The sequence below is a fragment of the Paenibacillus catalpae genome, assembly GCF_900112695.1.
Lineage (GTDB): Bacteria > Bacillota > Bacilli > Paenibacillales > Paenibacillaceae > Pristimantibacillus > Pristimantibacillus catalpae.
The window spans coordinates 531327-549637 of sequence record NZ_FOMT01000002.1 but is presented as its reverse complement, the minus strand read 5'-3'; the positions used below and the strand labels follow the sequence as shown (position 1 = coordinate 549637).

The 18311-nt window shown below is 47.1% G+C and carries 17 protein-coding genes and 1 riboswitch; of the genes, 7 read left to right on the top strand and 10 right to left on the bottom strand.

The annotated features are described in order from the left end of the window. Nucleotides 1-494: 494 nt before the first annotated feature. The 4 genes from BM200_RS10145 to rarD form a co-directional block, all read right to left on the bottom strand. Nucleotides 495-1595: a helix-turn-helix transcriptional regulator gene (locus tag BM200_RS10145; protein ID WP_175532821.1), complete on the bottom strand. Its 1101-nt coding sequence runs from the start codon at nucleotides 1593-1595 to the stop codon at nucleotides 495-497. 130 nt (nucleotides 1596-1725) lie between these two features. After that, on the bottom strand, nucleotides 1726-3417 hold the full coding sequence (ilvD, locus tag BM200_RS10140; protein WP_091184633.1) for a dihydroxy-acid dehydratase: 1692 nt from the start codon (nucleotides 3415-3417) through the stop codon (nucleotides 1726-1728). Nucleotides 3418-3437: 20 nt separating this feature from the next. After that, nucleotides 3438-4103 (bottom strand): GntR family transcriptional regulator, encoded by a 666-nt coding sequence (locus BM200_RS10135; RefSeq protein WP_091184630.1) that lies wholly within the window; start codon nucleotides 4101-4103, stop codon nucleotides 3438-3440. Between the two features lie 502 nt (nucleotides 4104-4605). Beyond that, nucleotides 4606-5484: an EamA family transporter RarD gene (gene rarD / locus BM200_RS10130; protein WP_091184627.1), complete on the bottom strand. Its 879-nt coding sequence runs from the start codon at nucleotides 5482-5484 to the stop codon at nucleotides 4606-4608. A gap of 681 nt (nucleotides 5485-6165) precedes the next feature. Between rarD and BM200_RS10125 the strand changes: the two genes are divergently transcribed. The 5 genes from BM200_RS10125 (at nucleotide 6166) to map (ending at nucleotide 11212) form a co-directional block, all read left to right on the top strand. Continuing rightward, nucleotides 6166-7299: a winged helix-turn-helix domain-containing protein gene (locus BM200_RS10125; protein ID WP_091184625.1), complete on the top strand. Its 1134-nt coding sequence runs from the start codon at nucleotides 6166-6168 to the stop codon at nucleotides 7297-7299. A gap of 67 nt (nucleotides 7300-7366) precedes the next feature. Beyond that, complete coding sequence (locus BM200_RS10120; protein ID WP_091184622.1) at nucleotides 7367-8608, top strand: MFS transporter; 1242 nt, start codon at nucleotides 7367-7369, stop codon at nucleotides 8606-8608. 744 nt (nucleotides 8609-9352) lie between these two features. After that, entirely contained in the window at nucleotides 9353-9508 is a 156-nt protein-coding gene (locus tag BM200_RS29975) for a hypothetical protein (protein WP_015844449.1), read from the top strand. Nucleotides 9509-9873: 365 nt separating this feature from the next. Further along, on the top strand, nucleotides 9874-10458 hold the full coding sequence (locus tag BM200_RS10115) for a TetR/AcrR family transcriptional regulator (protein WP_091184620.1): 585 nt from the start codon (nucleotides 9874-9876) through the stop codon (nucleotides 10456-10458). Between the two features lie 7 nt (nucleotides 10459-10465). Beyond that, nucleotides 10466-11212: a type I methionyl aminopeptidase gene (gene map / locus BM200_RS10110; RefSeq protein ID WP_091184618.1), complete on the top strand. Its 747-nt coding sequence runs from the start codon at nucleotides 10466-10468 to the stop codon at nucleotides 11210-11212. 383 nt (nucleotides 11213-11595) lie between these two features. Here map and BM200_RS10105 read toward each other — a convergent pair whose 3' ends face one another. Then, complete coding sequence (locus tag BM200_RS10105) at nucleotides 11596-12024, bottom strand: MarR family winged helix-turn-helix transcriptional regulator (protein ID WP_091184616.1); 429 nt, start codon at nucleotides 12022-12024, stop codon at nucleotides 11596-11598. Nucleotides 12025-12186: 162 nt separating this feature from the next. Between BM200_RS10105 and BM200_RS10100 the strand changes: the two genes are divergently transcribed. Beyond that, nucleotides 12187-13497 (top strand): amidohydrolase family protein, encoded by a 1311-nt coding sequence (locus BM200_RS10100; RefSeq protein WP_091184614.1) that lies wholly within the window; start codon nucleotides 12187-12189, stop codon nucleotides 13495-13497. Between the two features lie 182 nt (nucleotides 13498-13679). Here the strand turns inward: BM200_RS10100 and BM200_RS10095 are convergent, their stop codons facing one another. Continuing rightward, complete coding sequence (locus BM200_RS10095) at nucleotides 13680-14279, bottom strand: DJ-1/PfpI family protein (protein WP_091184612.1); 600 nt, start codon at nucleotides 14277-14279, stop codon at nucleotides 13680-13682. 59 nt (nucleotides 14280-14338) lie between these two features. After that, nucleotides 14339-14418: riboswitch (ZMP/ZTP riboswitch) on the bottom strand. A gap of 187 nt (nucleotides 14419-14605) precedes the next feature. Further along, nucleotides 14606-15337, bottom strand: a complete 732-nt coding sequence (locus BM200_RS10090) for an NADPH-dependent F420 reductase (protein ID WP_091184609.1) — start codon at nucleotides 15335-15337, stop codon at nucleotides 14606-14608. A 153-nt stretch (nucleotides 15338-15490) separates the two neighbouring features. Between BM200_RS10090 and BM200_RS10085 the strand changes: the two genes are divergently transcribed. Continuing rightward, complete coding sequence (locus BM200_RS10085; protein WP_175532820.1) at nucleotides 15491-15850, top strand: winged helix-turn-helix transcriptional regulator; 360 nt, start codon at nucleotides 15491-15493, stop codon at nucleotides 15848-15850. A gap of 160 nt (nucleotides 15851-16010) precedes the next feature. Here the strand turns inward: BM200_RS10085 and BM200_RS10080 are convergent, their stop codons facing one another. From BM200_RS10080 to BM200_RS10070, 3 genes are read right to left on the bottom strand one after another with little or no spacing between them, the layout of a single operon-like run. Beyond that, nucleotides 16011-16778, bottom strand: a complete 768-nt coding sequence (locus BM200_RS10080) for an ABC transporter permease (RefSeq protein WP_091184605.1) — start codon at nucleotides 16776-16778, stop codon at nucleotides 16011-16013. Nucleotides 16779-16780: 2 nt separating this feature from the next. Continuing rightward, a complete protein-coding gene (locus BM200_RS10075) occupies nucleotides 16781-17551 on the bottom strand; it encodes an ABC transporter ATP-binding protein (protein WP_091184603.1) in 771 nt (256 codons plus the stop codon). A gap of 18 nt (nucleotides 17552-17569) precedes the next feature. Then, nucleotides 17570-18247, bottom strand: coding sequence for a pentapeptide repeat-containing protein (locus BM200_RS10070; RefSeq protein ID WP_091184601.1), 678 nt, complete (start codon nucleotides 18245-18247; stop codon nucleotides 17570-17572). Nucleotides 18248-18311: the final 64 nt, after the last annotated feature.

Genomic DNA, 18311 nt, shown 5'->3' with positions numbered 1-18311 from the left:
AGAATAATGATAACGGACAGCATCCCTGCTGACGATGGGACCCCTTGTTTTAACCTTACGGCCAGCACCTCCAATTTGTTCTTACAAGTTGAAGTATAGGAGGTTCCTGTGTCCAACGTGTGTATTCGAAATGAATATCTGGAGAAACCTAATGACGTAGGGAACTATAGTTCAATAAAAACCAGCTAATACTTACCCCCATAATAAGGGAATATCTTGTTGCTTGGCGTCACTTCTTCAAAGATCAATGTACTCCTTCGAGTTAAACTGTCCGTTTAACGCAACAAAAGCTGCCGGTGTAAGACCGGCAGCTCCAACAGTTTAGCTATTCAACTTTCGTTTCAACATCTTTATATCGACAAATTTTATCGTGGCTCGGTCATTTGCTATTGCTGGTTCGCAATGATCCGAAAATCAAACAAAAAGCTCAAGCCGGTAGCTTTGGGAATCGCCGACGGTCTATGCATCCAATCTCCGATATCCGATATACATGTCTACTTTACTTTATTTAATAAGTTTTTCACCATTCTGCTCAATGTCCCTTGATCGACGAAATGAGCAAGACTTGCCAGCAGATCCGGGCTAAGCTGTTCCGCTTCGACTCCACCAATCAACTTCTCGAGATTTTCCCTGTCCAGAAAAGGTGCGAGGCTTACGATCCGGTTCGCATCGATGGTGCCGTCTACAACCCGGTCTACCAAACGACTTAATGTTTCTCTGCTAATAAAGGGTGCCAGCCCTTGAACGGAATGCCAGCTCAAGCTGCCCTCTTCGGCTTCTTGTACTAACCGATCCACTTGCTCCCTGTCCAGAAAAGGTGCGAGGCTTATGATCCGGTTCGCATCAATGGTGCCATCTACAACCCGGTCTACCAAACGACTTAATGTTTCTCTGCTAATAAAGGGGGCCAGCCCTTGAACGGAATGCCAGCTCAAGCTGCCCTCTTCGGCTTCTTGTACCAACCGATCTACATGTTCTCTTCCAAGAAACGGGGCAATTGCAACAAGATTGTGCACTTCTAAGGAACCGTCAATCGATTTATCTACCAGTCGGCTTAATGTGTCGCTGCTGACGAACGGAGCGAGTCCAGTAATGGCATTCCACACAATTTCTCCCTCTTCTGCCTGACGAACCAGTTCATCCAATGTATCTGTTCCAAGGAACGGAGCCAGCCGCATGATCACGTCTAACTTAAGGACGCTGTTGTCTAATCGTTCTGTAACCTTATTCAGAGCGCTTGCCTTTACAAACGGCGCTACTTGTACAAGCTCTTCCACCTTCACCTCTCCGGTATTGACCATCTCTGCAACTTGTACCGGCCTGTTCTCTGCGATCTCCTTAACGATCGTTCCTAGGTGCCGGTGCTCCCGATTTTCTACGTTGTCTCCTGCATTTAAAATGTCGTCTACCGTTTTGCCGAATAACCTCGCAAACTGCGGAAGCGTTCCGATATCCGGTAGCGAGTCGCCCCGTTCCCATTTCGATACCGCTTGATGACTTACATTCAGTTGATCGGCAAGTTCCAATTGGGTCAGATCCTGGTCTTTGCGAAGCTTCGAAATATAAGCTCCAATTTTACGCAAGTCGAGCATCATATACCTCCGATAAAACAAAATGTACAGTGCGCACTGTCGAAAACAGCATAGCATTTCCGCAAACGCAATCCTATCAAGCGCTGGTTGAATTGTCACATCCGCTTTATTCAACTGCCGGTAGAATTACACCTTATTCGGAGATATCAGTTACTGCACCTTTAGATGCTGAAGAAACTAGCCTTGCATACTTTACTAGTACACCTGAATTTACTTTAAGTGGAGGCTGTACCCATACTTGCGCCCGCTCAGCTAACTCCTCTTCAGTGACATCAAATGTGATCTGCTGCGTCTCGCTGTCGATGGTAATAGTATCCCCGTTTCTCAGCAACGCGATTGGTCCACCTACTTGTGCTTCAGGCGATACATGACCGACCACAAATCCATGCGAGCCGCCAGAGAACCTGCCATCCGTAATAAGGGCAACTTCTCCACCAAGACCTTTACCTACAATTAGTGCCGTAACAGATAGCATCTCCGGCATTCCTGGCCCGCCCTTAGGGCCGCAATAGCGAATGACCAATACATCCCCTTTATGGATTTCATTTCTCAAGATTGCTTCCGTTGCTTCGTCCTCGCTGTCATACACCTTTGCAGGTCCGACAAACCGCAGCTTTTTCATACCTGACATTTTGGCAACGGCACCTTCAGGAGCTAGGTTACCTCTGAGTACAACCAATGGTCCATTCGGTTTCAGTGGCTTATCCAATGGGCGAATAATCTCCTGGTCGTTTCGAAGTGGAGCTGCCTCGGCTAGATTCTCTGCTAAAGTTTTACCAGTCACCGTCAGGCAATCACCATGAAGAAGACCCTCAGCGAGCAACAACTTCATTACTCCCGGTATGCCACCAACATCATTTAAATCCTGCATGGCATGTCGGCCACTTGGCTTCAGGTCAGCCAGGTGGGGAACACGCAGGCGGATTCGCTCAAAATCATCTAATGCCAAATCAACGCCTACCGAGTGTGCAATGGCGAGCAGATGCAGAAACGCATTTGTTGAACCGCCTAGAGCCATAACCACAGTAATCGCATTCTCAAACGCTTTTTTCGTCATGATATCTTTGGGGTAGATATCACGTTCCAGCAGAGATATGACTTGTCTGCCTGCCGCGGCACATTCTGCCGCTTTGTCAGGCGAGATTGCTGGCGTAGAGGATGAACCGGGAAGGCACATGCCCATGGCTTCTGCCGCTGCGGCCATTGTATTGGCGGTATACATGCCACCACAGGAGCCTGGACCCGGACAAACGCTGCATTCTACCTTGTGGAGCTGTTCATCCGTCATTTTTCCATCATGATATAGGCCGACTGCTTCAAAGGCCGTAACGATATCGACGTTTTTACCGTCGAGATTACCCGGTTGAATCGTTCCGCCGTATACGTAAACGGAAGGAATATTCATCCGCCCGATTGCCATCAAACAGGCAGGCGTGTTTTTATCGCACCCACCGATCGCCACGAGACCGTCAAAGCGTTCGGCTCCTGTTACAATCTCAATAGAATCCGCAATGGCTTCCCTACTTGGTAACGAGAACAGCATGCCTCCATGCCCCATTGAAATGCCATCAGAAACTGTAATCGTATTGAAAATCAGCGGAGCGCCACCATGATCGCGCACCCCTTGCTTGGCTTGAATTGCTAATTCATTTATGTGCATATTACATGGGGTTACCTCACTCCAAGTACTAGCTACGCCAATCATCGGCTTTTTGAAATCTTCATCAGTAAAACCAACAGCGCGGAGCATCGCTCTATTCGGTACCCGATTGACACCCTCGCTGATTACCTTGCTACGAATACGAAGATCTTTTTTGTTCGCCATCTTTCTTTGCCCCTGTCTGTTTAAAGTAGTCCGTGTAGCTCCTGCATCGGACGAATGAAATTTTGCTTCATAATTTCTTGAGCGAGTTCACTATCGTTCTTTTCGAAAGCTGTAATAATCAAAGCATGCTCATCAACTGAAGCTTGTGTCGCAGTAACCGGCTGCTTTAGGAACACATATTTAAAGCGTCGTTTATGTATCTGAAGCGATGCGCTGAATGAAGCGACGTAAGAATTATCGGAAAGCTCCACAATGAGATTATGAAACTGTTCATCCACCTCCATTGCTTGGTAAGCTTGACCACTCTTAATAGCATTAGCAAATTCTAAATTAATCGCGCGCAGTTGCTCGATCTGCTCAGGAACTATCACTTTTGCGGCAATTTCTGCTGCTAATGCCTGAAGAACTGCCATTGTCGAATACATCTTAAAGATGTCGTCCTTCTCAATTTCCGTTACTTTTGTTTCTTTTCCAGGATGCATGGAAACGAGCCCCTGTACTTCGAGTAGCTGAAAAGCTTCCCGAATAGGTGTGCGGCTTACGCCAAGCGACTCGGCCAATTCAGCATCGATAAGTTTTTCACCAGGTTGCAACGTGCCATCGATAATCCAGCGTTGAATTTGGGAGAAGACCCGTTCTTTAGCGGACATCCGTGCAGGCGAGACAAAACCTTTAGGTACTGGCATTGTTATCATCCTTACTTTTTCGTTTTCATACATGCAATATATCGCATACATATATTAAATGCAAGTTGAAATACAAACCGTATCCTTAGGTGGCTTCATTTTGCGCAGAAAATACATGTCTATTATTACGTTATCCTGCCTGTTACTTCAATGAAAAATAGGAGCAGCTGCCGCCGGCAAACTGCTCCTTTGTTCACTGAATCGTGCTCGTTAATTTCGCGAAGCACTGTACAAGGATTGCCAACCGCAACAACGTTTGCAGGGATATCCTTAAGGTGAAAAAGCTCCTCCAAATAATAAACCGGCAGCGGATCACTGATCCGCTGCCGGTTCTTTTCCGTACCGAGGGTCGCCCTGACCCTTACGTCACTTATTTATTACCGAGTCGTTCCGCCAAACCGAATAGAAGTCCAATGTATTAAATACTCTCTGATGTCGCCTGTTAAGCTTACGAAAACAAAATGGCCATTTTGTTTTTGACGGTGCCTGAGCGCCTTTGCCGTTAACTCGCCTTCGCTAATCTCGTGCCGCGAACTGATGCCACAGCGTATACGACAAGCGATGTCCAGATGAGCGCGAAGCCGACGAGCAGCACCGGAGAGACCGATTCCTTGAATACGAATATGCTCAATAACAACATAATCGTCGGCCCAATGTACTGTACGAATCCAAGTGCGGACAGCGCCATCCGGGCGGCAGCCCGCGCAAAGAAGAGCAGCGGCAGCGCTGTAACCACGCCTGACAGAAGCAGTTCGACGAACGTGGACGCGGGCAGCGTCCATGCCGTCGTCTTGCCCGCGGCTGCCAAGTAGATCCAGTAGCCGAGCGCAATGGGCAGGACGACTGCCGTCTCCGACAGCAAGCCTACAGAAGCGTCTTGCCCGATCTTTTTCTTAGCGAAGCCGTACAAGCCGAACGACGCGGCCAGCGAAATCGCGACCCACGGGAACCTCCCGTAGTCGATGGCGATGATGAGCACTGCGGAACCAGCAATGGCAATTGCGAGCCATTGGCCACGGTTTGGCTTCTCGCGAAGGAAGACGACCGCCAACAGCACGTTCAGCAACGGGTTCAAATAATAGCCGAGACTTGTCTCTACGACATGGCCGTTGTTGACCGCCCATATGAAGATGAGCCAATTCGCCGCGATCAGCAGTCCGCTGGCGGCAAGTGACAGCAGGAGCGAACGGCTAGATGCAATTCGCTTCATGTCGCCCCAGCGGCGCTGGACGGCAACAAGAATACCCATGAAGACGAACGACCAGACAACCCGATGCGACAAAATTTCTCCTGCCGGCACGTCGTTAAACAGCTTCCAATATAGCGGGAGAACCCCCCACATGATATACGCAATAATGGCGTTGACCAACCCGTTGTTCATACCCAATTCCCCACTTCTATCTCCGATATCTGAACGGATTATACACCTCGCTTCATGCTTAAACAAAGGAAATAATTGGTAAACCCAACAAACAACCACGCCCCAAAAAAACTGTCGTTGTGCATTTAGAGTTAGAGCTACAGTAACTGCATAAAAAGAAAACGCCATTAATTGGCGCTTAGTGGCATTATACCGTTATCTCAAGTCTACCTATCGTTACACCGCGATTTCTCTTTAAAACGGGATATTAAAAGAATTTCGTCCTAAAGATCCCTTTAACTATTGATCAATACCTTAACTATGTATGAATTTCAAGATTTCCCGATTAACCCGCCTTGGGCTTCTCTATGTTCACCGTATGCCCGGCATGATCGACAATGAAATACGAAGCATTGCGGCATAACTTCGCCGCAGCTTCGGCGTGGCCTGCTGGCCACATGGGGCTTTATGAATAATAACCGAATTCAAGGAATCAAACTCCTTCATTAACCTACCAACCTAATTACTAACTAGTATATTCCGCTACTATGTTCACTGTTAGCTCAATAAAACGATGCCAGTTGCTGCCTCAACATACCATCTGCAATGGAAGGAAGACATTCGCTTGCTTTCTCCGAACCGCCATGCCATCATCAAGAAAAGAAGTATTGGCATGCGTAATGAAAGGGCAGGGAGTTTCACATGATTCATTTCAATTCGGATACTTATCAAATCGCATACGCGGGAGAACGCGTTCATCTCCTGCCCAAGGAGTTCGTGCTCTTCCAATTTCTATACGAGCATGCCGGACGCTCGTTCACCCGGGAGGCTTTGCTTGATGCCGTATGGCCGATGGAAGCCCCGACCGACCGGACCGTGGACGACCACATCTACCGCATTCGGAGAAAATTGGCCGGGTGGAACCATCTGTTCCGCGTGGAGACCGTCCGCGGTCAGGGCTACAAGCTCGTGCGCCACGCTCCCGAGTCGAAAGATAATCCGCTATGCTTCGACGAAGAGTTCGCGTTTGACGTGAAGCGTTTATTTTCCAGGTATCACGGCCTTGGCATGGGAGCAGCCATGCAGCTGCTGGCGGAGAACCGTGAGGTTCTCAGCTTGCCGGGCGACCCTTATAATGACGCCTATCTCCGTTTTATACGCAGTGATTTTGAATGGCTCCTAACAATGGACCACATTTCCCTTTGGCAGAAGCTGACGTATGCCGTATATATCCACTCCCTCATTCAACCGGAGCCCGCAGCTACGCTCCCTTACTTCGTAAAGCTTCTTGCCAGGGCCGACACATTGGAATGGCGATATGACTTGCAGCTAAGCCTCGTTAACCTCTATACGGAAGCCGGCAGGCCGGATCATGCGCGTAATGCTCTCGAAGAGATCCGGCAGGAGATTGAAGGACTCAACTCCCCTAGCTTCAAGGCGGTCTTTCTGCTGCAGGAGATTTATCTGGCAATATGGACGGAGAAGCTAGAGACTGCGGACGCCAAGCTACGCGAATGCGACGAGCTCCTGATAAGTCATCCGATCAAGCGCGAGCGGGGAGCTTATCTCGTGGCCATGGCAATGCTCCTATACCGGCAAGGCGATATTCCCGCCGCGAGACTTATATTGGATGAAGGGTTGGAGACGCTCCGCCATACGGAATTTCTCCCCCATCTGCTTTTTAGCTTAAATACATTGCTGCGATTTCTCTCCATCCACGAGTGCGACGAAACTTATCGGTTAGCCTATCAACGGCAGCGGGACCAGCTTGCTGTCCGTTACCGCTTTGAAGAACTGCTGCCTCGAACGGAGCATTTGCTTATAAAACATCTCTGATCATTCTCTGACATTCCCCTGCTACGATTGGATCATAACGATTTCAATCAGGGGGTTTGCCGTTCCGATGTTAAGAAAAAACCGCTCGTTCGCAAAAATGTTCGCCGCCTACGGCCTCTCGGCCTTCGGCGATTATTTCGACTTTATGGCAGTCACGATTCTTCTCGGCTTCATCTGGAAGGCGGATGCGATGACGATCGCGCTGCTACCTCTTTGTTTTGCCGTGCCCAGCATTGCATTCAGCCAGTTGGCAGGTATTTTGGCGGATCGCTGGAACAAACGGAACCTGATGATCGCCACCGATCTCCTGCGCTCGGGATTAACCGTCATGCTCATCTTCGCCCCTAACGCGGGATTACTGCTCGGCTTGATCGCAATCCGATCAACCGCCCGCGTCTTCCACTATCCCGCACAACAATCGATGACTCGGGCAGTTGTTGCGCAGGATCAGCTCTTGCAGGCAACCTCTCTTAACGGAGCCGTCTTCCAGCTTTCCAAAATACTAGGGCCTTTGCTTGGCGCCTCCGTGGCATCCACATTCACCCCCTCCGTCAGTATGGCGGTGAATGCGGGCTGCTACGTCGTGTCCGCCTTCTTGCTCCTGCTTGTCCCCGCCGCCGATGGGCGGGTACCGGCCGCTGCATCACCAATCAGGGAGAAGGGGGGACTGCGGGGCGAATGGCGTGAAGGATGGCGCCTTCTCTGGCACAGCCGCATCTTGCGCATGAGTCTTCTCTTCAGCTTGATCGGGCTGGCCGGCATCCAAATGATTGATGCCCAATTCGCCGTCCTCTTCCGCGAGATTGCCCCGGAACAACCCGAGTTGATGGGTTGGCTCGTGACCGCGATCGGGGCTGGCGGACTCGCGAGCGTAACTTGGCTTCGCCGGTACCAAGAGCTTACGGCGTATGGACTGCTGCTCGGAGGGGGCGTGACGTTGATCGGCCTGATGTTCGCGGCAGCCGGTGCTTTCCGACAAGACAGTCCACTTTGGCTCATGCTGCTGGTATTCTTTATTGGAGGGATCGGTACCGGCTTTACCTCCTCGGGCATGAACTACATTTTGCAGAAGGAAACGCCACCCGAAGCCGTAGGCCGCGTCAGCGGCATATTTGAATCCTTGACTAGCGTCATCTTCGTCATCGCTCCGCTCAGCGGCGGTGCGCTGATCGGTCTCATGGGGGTGAGCCGCACGTTCTTGATCGCCGGGCTCGCGGTTGGAATAATTGGTTTCATCGGAATTGTGCTGCGTTGGCAACTGTGGGGAAGGACGGATGCCCGGAAGCCGGAGGTTTCGCGCAACGCTTAAATCGGTTTGTAATATGGCCAGATACAAACAAGCAACGTCTAGAGCAAGGGTATCATGAACGTCAAATAACCTTCATCAAGTGATGAAGGTTATTTGACGTGTTCTGCTACCACAATGTCTATAGCGATCTGCCGCCCTTACTCCAACAAAAGCTGCAACAGATACTCCAATTAAGATTGAATACGTAGTACGCGTAATATTATAAAACTCTCTTGAATTCTACTTCCCTACAAATAATAAAAGATTCCCCTAAAATTGCTACCTTAAACGTTTCATCATTCGAACCAATCTTAATTTCAGTTGGATTTAGTTGATGCTTTTCCAGGACTTTCGCATATGTAGTAATAACTTTTCCTGGACCTGTGCTAAAAGTCCTTGGTTTTGATTTAATAGCCAATCAAGCTATCCTTTCATAAAGCGTTGAAAATCAATCCAGCCTTCTGTTATTTTCTGATGTTCGATTAATAATTCTCCTATGACTCTATATACCTCATTTGCTTTTCCTTTAAAGTACAATTCCAGAGTTGAAATATCTGATAAATGGTATTTCACCATCCTTCGAATTGCTCACTTCAATAACACCTAAACTTTGCATGCATTCCCCCGGACATTTAACCTTCCATGACCTTCGTAACGGAGGGGCAAATGGAATTAAATGAATGCCTTTGAGGCAAATACCCAAGCACCTTACCTCACCACACATATTATAAAGTATACTCCAGACGTGAGGAGGTGTTGTGAATTATGTCAGGATTTGGCCATGGAAATCAAGTTGGCGGAATTCTAGTACTGTTCATCTTGCTGGTGATTATCGTCTGCGGATGTGGCTTTGTTGGCGGCTGGGGAGGCGGTTACGGCCCACAGGTAGGTGGTGTAGGCACTGGAAAAGGGTACTACTAATCATTACAAGCTTCTTGCCTTCACGACAGCTGGCTAACGATATTCCTCTAAAATATAAAACAAAAGACCTCTTGACGGAGGTCTTTTAAGTTTGCTCTTTCCAATATTATTCCTACGATATTTTCTCAATGCCGGATTCAAAGTTGGCGTCGGTGTTTCTTACTTAAGCTATCGTCTCTGGTTAGTTGAACTTAACCCTAATTGACTTCTTGCCCCATAGCTAAACATATAAGGTATTATGACAGCTCACAACTTAATACTTCATTTCATCGAACACCTACAGATCTTTTGCATTACTCTGCCATATGCGCTAAAATCTTTATATCGACAAATATGCAGGTCTATATAAGGAGGTTCTCACGCTTATGTCCCCCCGTACCAAAGAACAAAATGAGCTCATACGTATACAGCGCAGAGAACAGATCCTGGACGTCGCCGCGCGATCTTACTTTCGCACGGGAGGTAGCTTTGATATTCGCGACGTCGCCCGTGAAGCAGGGCTTGGTTACGGCACAGTATATCATTATTACCCCAACCGGCATTTATTAATAGAAGATGTGTTGTGCAGCGGCTTTGACAGATGCGAGCAAGTTATCGTGGAATGGGCGAACATCAGCGGCAGCCACCCCGATGACTGGCAGGTGTTGACCTATTGCAAAGCGCTCCTCCGGCTGTGGCAATCAGACGCCCGTGCATATCTTGTCTACAAAATGGCGGCGGAACATTACGCAGGCTTGCCTGAGAAGGATCGCTACCACGCAAAGAGACGATTTACGGAACGTCTGTACGTTCCACTTCAATCGATCGCTCAGTGCGAAGACGATAGCGTTGACCATATGCTTGCTGTGCTGATCGGCTGCTGTGGACTGTACTATTATGCAGGCAATTCTGACCTTGACATCGATCGAATTGCCCGTCTCGCCTTGCAAGCTATTACGAAGGAGTCCTGATACGAACATGGTCATTTTAAAAAGCAAGTATGAAATTGAGGCTATCCGGAAGGCATGCCAAGTAGTGGCGGAATGCCATCGTACAATCGCCCCGCTTATCAAACCGGGCATTACCACCAACGAGATTGATCGCATTTTTGAGGACATTATGTTGAAGTACGGCGCAAAGCCATACCAGAAAGGCTATAAGGGCTATCAATACGCGACCTGTGCCTCCGCCAACGATGTGATCGCACATGGCTTCCCTAGCAATAAGCCACTCGAAGAAGGCGATATCGTGACGATCGACACGGTCGCTGAACTCGATGGCTGGCTCGGCGATTCGGCCTGGAGTTATGCGGTCGGGCAAATCTCGCCGACTGCCGAGAAGCTGATGCGTGTCACGAAGGAATGTCTTGACCTGGGCATCGAGCAGGCGCAGCCCGGCAATCGGCTCGGCGACGTGACGAGCTCGATTCAGCAGCATGCGGAATCACACGGCTTCGGTGTCGTGCGCGATCTTCTTGCCCATGGCATCGGCCGCGACCTGCACGAGGAGCCGACTTATGTGCATGTCGGCAAGCCCGGAAAAGGCCTCCGTCTCAAGGAAGGCATGGTGTTCACGATTGAACCCATGATCACCGAAGGTACTTACTTCATGACAATCGATCCGGACGGCTGGACCGCACGGACGATGGATAACAAGCTTGCCGCCCAATATGAGCATACAATCGCTATCACGGCTGAAGGCCCACAAATTTTGACCGCACAATAGAAAAAAAGAAGTCGACCAACGAAATGGTCGACTTCTTTTTTTCGTATCATCTTCTTTATTCATTACAGGTGATCGTGTAAACGATATCCCTTTCCTATATTCAAGTTCAACTGTAATTCCATTCAATTAACCTGCCCTTTACTTCAACAACAAAACGGCAGCGGCCAACCGCCTTCAAAAATGTTTTTGCTTCCTCATTTCCTGTCAGCTGTAGCAAATTGGGTTCATCTATAGGGCTTGCAATGACCGAAAATATTAGGAAAGGACAACACTTCTATACAAAAAATAAAAAAGCCGCGGTATATGCGACTTTCGTTGTATATATGTTCTTGTCGTCCGACATATTTCTAGTTGCATCCATAATCTCATTGGGATCCTCTTCTTTATATGCGTTCATTTATTCTGATCAGCAATTTTTTTAAGATTTGCTGCTCCTCGTCATTAAGGACTTGAACGATCTCATCCTCCACCTTTTGGAATGAGTTATTAAAACCTTCAATCAATTCAACCGCTTTTGGTAATACATATATATTTTTTTGCCGTTCATTATTGGCCGGGATTTTGCGCTCGATGAACCCTTTTTGCTCTAGACCTTGAAGCATGCTTGTAATGCTCGCCCCACGTAGATGAAACCGGTCTGCAAGATCCTTTTGAATAATATGATTATTTTGGTTCTCATAAATATAATCGATTACTTTTCCTTGTTGAGAACTTAATCCTAGCTCTTTTATACTCTCGTCCGCTCTTTTCTTTAACTTAAGACCGATAATTTGAAACAAATCCATATATGGCGTATCTTTTCGGGAATGCATGATCGTCCCATCGTCCCCTCTGTAATTGTTAGGAATCTAATTGTAAGTAGCTAAAATATACAGTGATCCTATAGGATTGTCAAATAAATGTTAGCTTATTGACAGTTAGTTTTCTAACAGTTATACTCCGAAGTGTCGAGTCGCAATCTAGGAGGAATTGAAATGGAGAAAGTAAATCAAAATGCTGCATTAGAACAAATTACGGCGATTACAAATGTACGAATCTTTGATGGATATCAAATTATTGCTCCCAGACATATTGTCATTAAAGGGGAGTCCATTATTTCAGTGGGCGGAAACATTCCAGCCGATGCAACGATTATCGATGGTGAAAATACGACACTAATACCTGGTCTGATTGATGCACATGTCCATACCTCAATCGGCGGATTACGAGATGCCTTAAAATTCGGCGTTACAACAGAACTCGAAATGAATGGCGATTTCACTAAAAGAGGGCGCGAAATTCAGTTGAAAAATGCGGATGACGTCGCGGACGTCCGTTCTGCCGGTACAGCAATTACCGCTCCCGGTGGACACCCAGATGAATTACTGCCGGATGGAGATGAAATACCGGAGTTTATATTAAAGGAACTAGAGAAGTTATCGGAGGAAGACAGGGAAGCAATGTTGGCCGCATACGCTCACGATCACGAAGAAATACCGCAAGTGACGACAGTTGAAGAAGCGATCAAACATGTGCATACCCAAGTGGAGAATGGAGCTGACTATATTAAGATCATGATCGAAGAAGGAACGGTCATGAATGCGCCTGGCTTGCCTGTTCTAAGCGATGAGATTCTAAAAACAGCCGTGTCTGAAGCCCACAAATTCGATAAGTTGGTCATCGCCCACGTCTTGACGGCTCTTTCATCGAAAGCAGCCATCGATTTTGGAGTCGACGGTTTGGGCCACTTGTTTATCGATAGACCTGAGTTCACGTCCGAATTAGTTAAATCCATAGCGGATTCAGGAGCTTTTGTTACACCGTGTTTGGTGTTGAATTCATCGATTATTGGAAATACGGCATCGGAATTGGCGAAAGATCCGCGGGTTCATTCCAGATTAAGTCCGGATTGGATCGATATTTTGAACTCAAGCTTCAATACGTTCCCACAAGGCAATATGGAAAATAGCTTTAAGAATGTAATGGATCTTCACCGTGCCGGAGTTGATATTCTTGTAGGGACGGATGTCGCGCCGGTTCCCGTTCCGAACCTTGGTGGGCTTGCTCATGGAGCCAGTGTCCACCACGAAATGCAGCTTCTGGTGAAGGCTGGGTTCACTCCGATCGAAGCTCTTCAGTCGGCTACTTCCAAACCGGCCCGTTGTTTTGGTCTTCATGATCGAGGCCGGATTACCGAAGGTGCGCGTGCTGATCTTGTTCTCATAAACGGTGATCCGACCACTAATATTTCGGATACCCTGTCGATCAAATCCGTGTGGTTCAATGGTTCGCAGAAACTAGGTTAGAACCGGAGGGACATTGATCTGGTAGTCGTTCCTGGCAAGAAGATTAATAGATTAAAGTCGAATAGGGACTGTAGTCTGCAGTCCCTATTCTTGGTGATTTTACGATCAGCAAGGGCATAATCTCGCGGCGGGCAACCCGCTATAAAAGATAAACTTTTAGTTTTTAGAAGTTTATGAAAGTGTTATTCGTGTGGCATGAAAACATAAGTTAAATTCCCCGCCCTATAATACGGATAATCCATCATCTTTTGAACCTTTTTCACCACATCCGCATTCGTTAATGACTCAACAAGGTACAAACCTAAATCAATAGAAGCTGATACACCGCCACCTGTAAAAGTATCTCCATCCCGTACAATACGAGCCTTAACAACCTCTGAGCAATAAGGAGTCAACAAATCATATGCAGATGGATTCGTTGTTGCCAATTTACCATTTAAGAATCCTGCAGCCCCTAAAAGTAATGCACCTGTGCAGACAGATACTTTGTACTGTACATCATGAGCACTTTGAATCCATGAAACAAACTTGGTATCATATCTCAGTTCTCTAGTAGGCATACCACCTGGGATAAATATTAAATCATACCCAGATAAATCTGGATAAATATGCTTAATTTTTATTGTCATACCTCGATCGTCTGTAATTTCATCTTTGTTTGCACAGAGATCCCACGAAACTCCTTCTTTGACATTTAGAATTCTTAACCAGGATACCGCATCGTAAAAACCAACAAAATCTAACGTTGTCATCTTGTCAAATAGAACATAAGCAATTTTCATTTCATAACACCTACCCTTTCAAGAATGGGAAATAAAAAAAGCATCTGATCTAAGATCAAACACTTTGCCCAGGCGAACGGCGTATGAAATATGTGCTTCCTTGTGGTACTCCACGTTTTCGCCAGTCGCACATACCTAATTAACCTCAACAAATTTGTACCATAATTATCCTGTTATTTCAAAGCTTTTTGAAGTAATCTGCCCTTTACTTCAACTACCCAATCATTTAACTTAACGACGAAGGAGCAGCTGCCGCGGTGGCAAACTGCTCCTGGATGGACTCAAACTAACGTTCTCTGTTAGTTGAAGGTACAGGGATTTGTAATTTATGAATTGAATACTTCTCTATTTGCTTTAACAACATCATGAATGGAAAATGTTCCACCTGAAGCTATCAGCTTTTCCATGACCTTTTCGCGCAGAAGCGGCGCTTTTTCTTTATTCGCTTTTGTTAAGGCTATAGCTAGTTCCTCTTTTGTAAGTTCGGTGCAGTACGCTGGGGTTCCTGGCTGTTGTCTCCACGAATCGCTTAAAGAACCGCTATCTACGGCATCGAAGCCAAGATCGTTTGCTACACCCATGATGATTTGTTTATGGGATAGGTCATCGCCAGCAACCGCTATAGCAATGCGTCCATCCGTCCCTTCGGGAGTTCCATGATGCTCTAACGTATAGGCTAAGAAATTGTTGAACGCTTTAATGATGGGTCTTCCCAAATGATTGGACACCCAAACACTTTCAACCATTCCATTCTCCACGTCTTCGATTGTACCGCTGATTTGAGGATAATAATTTGAAGTGTCTACAACGACGACTTCCTCCCCAACTTTATCTATAATGTTGCGAATGCTTGGCAATGCATAGAAAGGGATCGATGTTATAAGAACATCGATATTGTTAATGACATCTTCTACGATCACAGGTGTTCCTGTAAGATTTTTCCCTTCCAAGCGTTCAATCCCACGAGCGTCTGCAATCTTGACATCATGTCCATTATCAACCAATTTTTTCGCAATATTAGATCCGATTGGTCCTGCACCTATAATTCCAAATCTCATTTCCATTCCTCCAATATCCTATTTCATGGTCCCTTGATTGAGTAATCTGTATACATGTACTACTATATATACGTTGCTCGGATATTTGAAGAAGGCAATAAAAATGGACATAGTACACTTTTTCGTACCTAACAGCAGAAATGAGTGATTAAGGTGTCTAGAATAAATGAGGATGAATTTAGTGAAGAATGTAAGAAAGATCATAGAGAGCTATATGGCATTGCCTATACTCAAAACATACTTTCGGGACGTTGGAAGTATCTAATTCTTTGGTTTTTAAAATTTAACCCTCGTCGATATAATGAAATTAAGACTCATTTAGGGGGAATTTCACAAGGATCCCTAACAAAACAACTTCGAGAATTAGAAGCGGATGGCTTAATTAATCGCAAAATTTATCCAGAGGTACCTCCGCGTGTTGAATATTCATTAACATTGAAAGGAGAGGAACTAATCCCCATTATTGATTTAATGGAACATTTCGGGAAGAAGTTTGGGGATAAAATAGAATAAAAACTGGACTTCTTAAATTAATCTGCCCTTTAGTATTAAAGAACTGAAGTATTGCTAACGGTATTCCGCTTGAAACGATCCACCCAAAGCAAACAGCCCGCGAAGCCATAGCCTCGCGAGCCGTCTTGGGCCCACATGTTTCCCATTTGTAGAGATATTCTTACACCCGCTTTTTATACGCCCTCATGGCAAAGATATATGCCACGACCGTGATTCCGACGCACCATGCAAGCGCGACCCATATATCATTGCCCACCGGTTGATCTGATAGCAGCGCACGAATCGCTTCCACGATCGAGGTCACCGGCTGGTTCTCTGCAAAGGCGCGAACGACAGTCGGCATTGACTCAGTCGGCACAAACGCCGAGCTGATAAACGGCAGGAAGATAAGCGGATAGGAAAATGCGCTTGCGCCTTCCACCGATTTTGCGGACAGTCCGGCAATCGCTGCAACCCAAGTCAAAGCCAGCGTAAACAGCACGAGTATACCGGCTACGGCAAGCCATGGCAGCACCCCCGCCGACGAGCGGAAACCCATCACGAGCGCTACGAGAATGATGACGATAAGCGAAATGACGTTGGATACCACCGAGGTCAGAACATGCCCCCACAGCACGGCGGAACGCGTTATCGGCATGGTGTGGAACCGCTCAATGATGCCCCGTTGCTTATCCAGAAATAGGCGGTACGACGTATAGGCTATACCGCTTGCAATCGCAATCAGCAGGATACCGGGCAACAGGTAGTTCACATAGTTATCCGTACCGGTCTGGATTGCTCCACCAAACACATAGACGAACAGCAGCATCATCGCAATCGGAGTGATGCAGACCGTGACGATGGTGTCCATGCTGCGGAAAATATGGCGCATGGAACGTCCAAGCATAACACCCATATCGCTGAAAAAATGTTTCTTCACTGTTTCCATTTTTACATTGCCTCCTTTTTACCGATGATTGCAAGGAAGATCTCTTCCAATGAAGGTTGTTTTTCCACGTACTCCGCCTTTGCTGGCGGAAACAGCTTTTTCAGTTCCTCAAGCGTGCCATTGGCAATAATCCTACCCTCGTGCAGAATGGCAATTCGATCGGCAAGCTGCTCAGCCTCATCCAAATACTGCGTGGTCAAGAATACCGTGGTGCCGCCGCCCGCCAGCTCCTTGACGATCTTCCAAACCTCGATGCGAGCCTCGGGGTCAAGTCCGGTAGTCGGCTCGTCGAGGAAAATAACCTGCGGTTTTCCCACAAGGCTCAAGGCGATGTCGAGCCTGCGGCGCATACCGCCCGAATAAGTAGATGCTTTTCGGTCCGCGGCATCCGTCAAGCCGAAGCGTTTAAGCATATCGTCCGCAACCTGACGCGGATTTTTAAGATGCCGCAGCTTGGCGATCATAATAAGATTCTCCCGCCCGGTCAAAATCTCGTCAACCGCGGCGAATTGCCCGGTCAAACTGATCGACTGCCGCACATGGTCCGGCTTTGATGCAACATCAAAGCCGCACACGGTGGCGGTTCCGCTGTCCGGTTTGAGCAGCGTGGTGAGGATTTTGACGGTCGTTGTCTTGCCCGCCCCGTTGGAGCCGAGCAGGGCGAAAATACTGCCCTTTTCCACCTCAAAATCTACGCCCTTTAAGACATGAAGCTGCTTGTAGGTTTTTTGCAGTCCTTTTACTTGAATGGTCTTGGTTTGTACGGTTTTCATTTGGTTACCTCCCTTATATTAAATGACTGTGACTTTTGACAAATTAGCATCCATGCCTTTGAGAGCAGCAAATGTCAGTTTATCCATCGTTGCGTTGTCAAAGCAGATGGTTTTGATCAAGCGATAGTATTTCTTAGTCAGAGTAAAACCCGGGTGGAAAGAAACATTTTTTAATGTAGCGCCCTTGAACGAAGCGTTGCTTAATGCCGCCCGGTCAAACTTAACGCCGATAAACGTCTGTCCGTCGAAACGCTGCCCGCTCAGATCTGAGTACTTGAAATCAACCCCGTCAAATAAACAGCCTTCAAATATCGTTGTCTTAAGATCGGTCGTCGCTAACGTGACGTCGGTCAGTCTAACTCCCGTGAATTTAGCTCCGTCAAGCTGCGAACTATTGAAATTGGTTCGTACAAGAATCGACTTGTTGAAGCTTGCATTCGAAAGGTCAAGCGCTAACAAGCTGCAGTCCGTTAGATTCGCGCCATCAAAAATGGCATGGCGTACATCGCTGCCCTTAAACGAACTGCCGGTCAAATCCGCCCCCGAAAAGTCGGAACCATGCAGCGCGCTGCCGTTAAACTGTCCTTTATGGGCCGTAACGCCTGCTAAGTCGCTCTTCGCTAGGTTGCTTCCGCTAAAGTTGGTCACTACATTACGTTCCTGCGAGCGGGAAGTCATTGTTAATTTCTGATTCATAACATTCACATCTCCTTATAATAAGTTTTCTATACTACGCTTTTAACCCGGATCACCTATACAT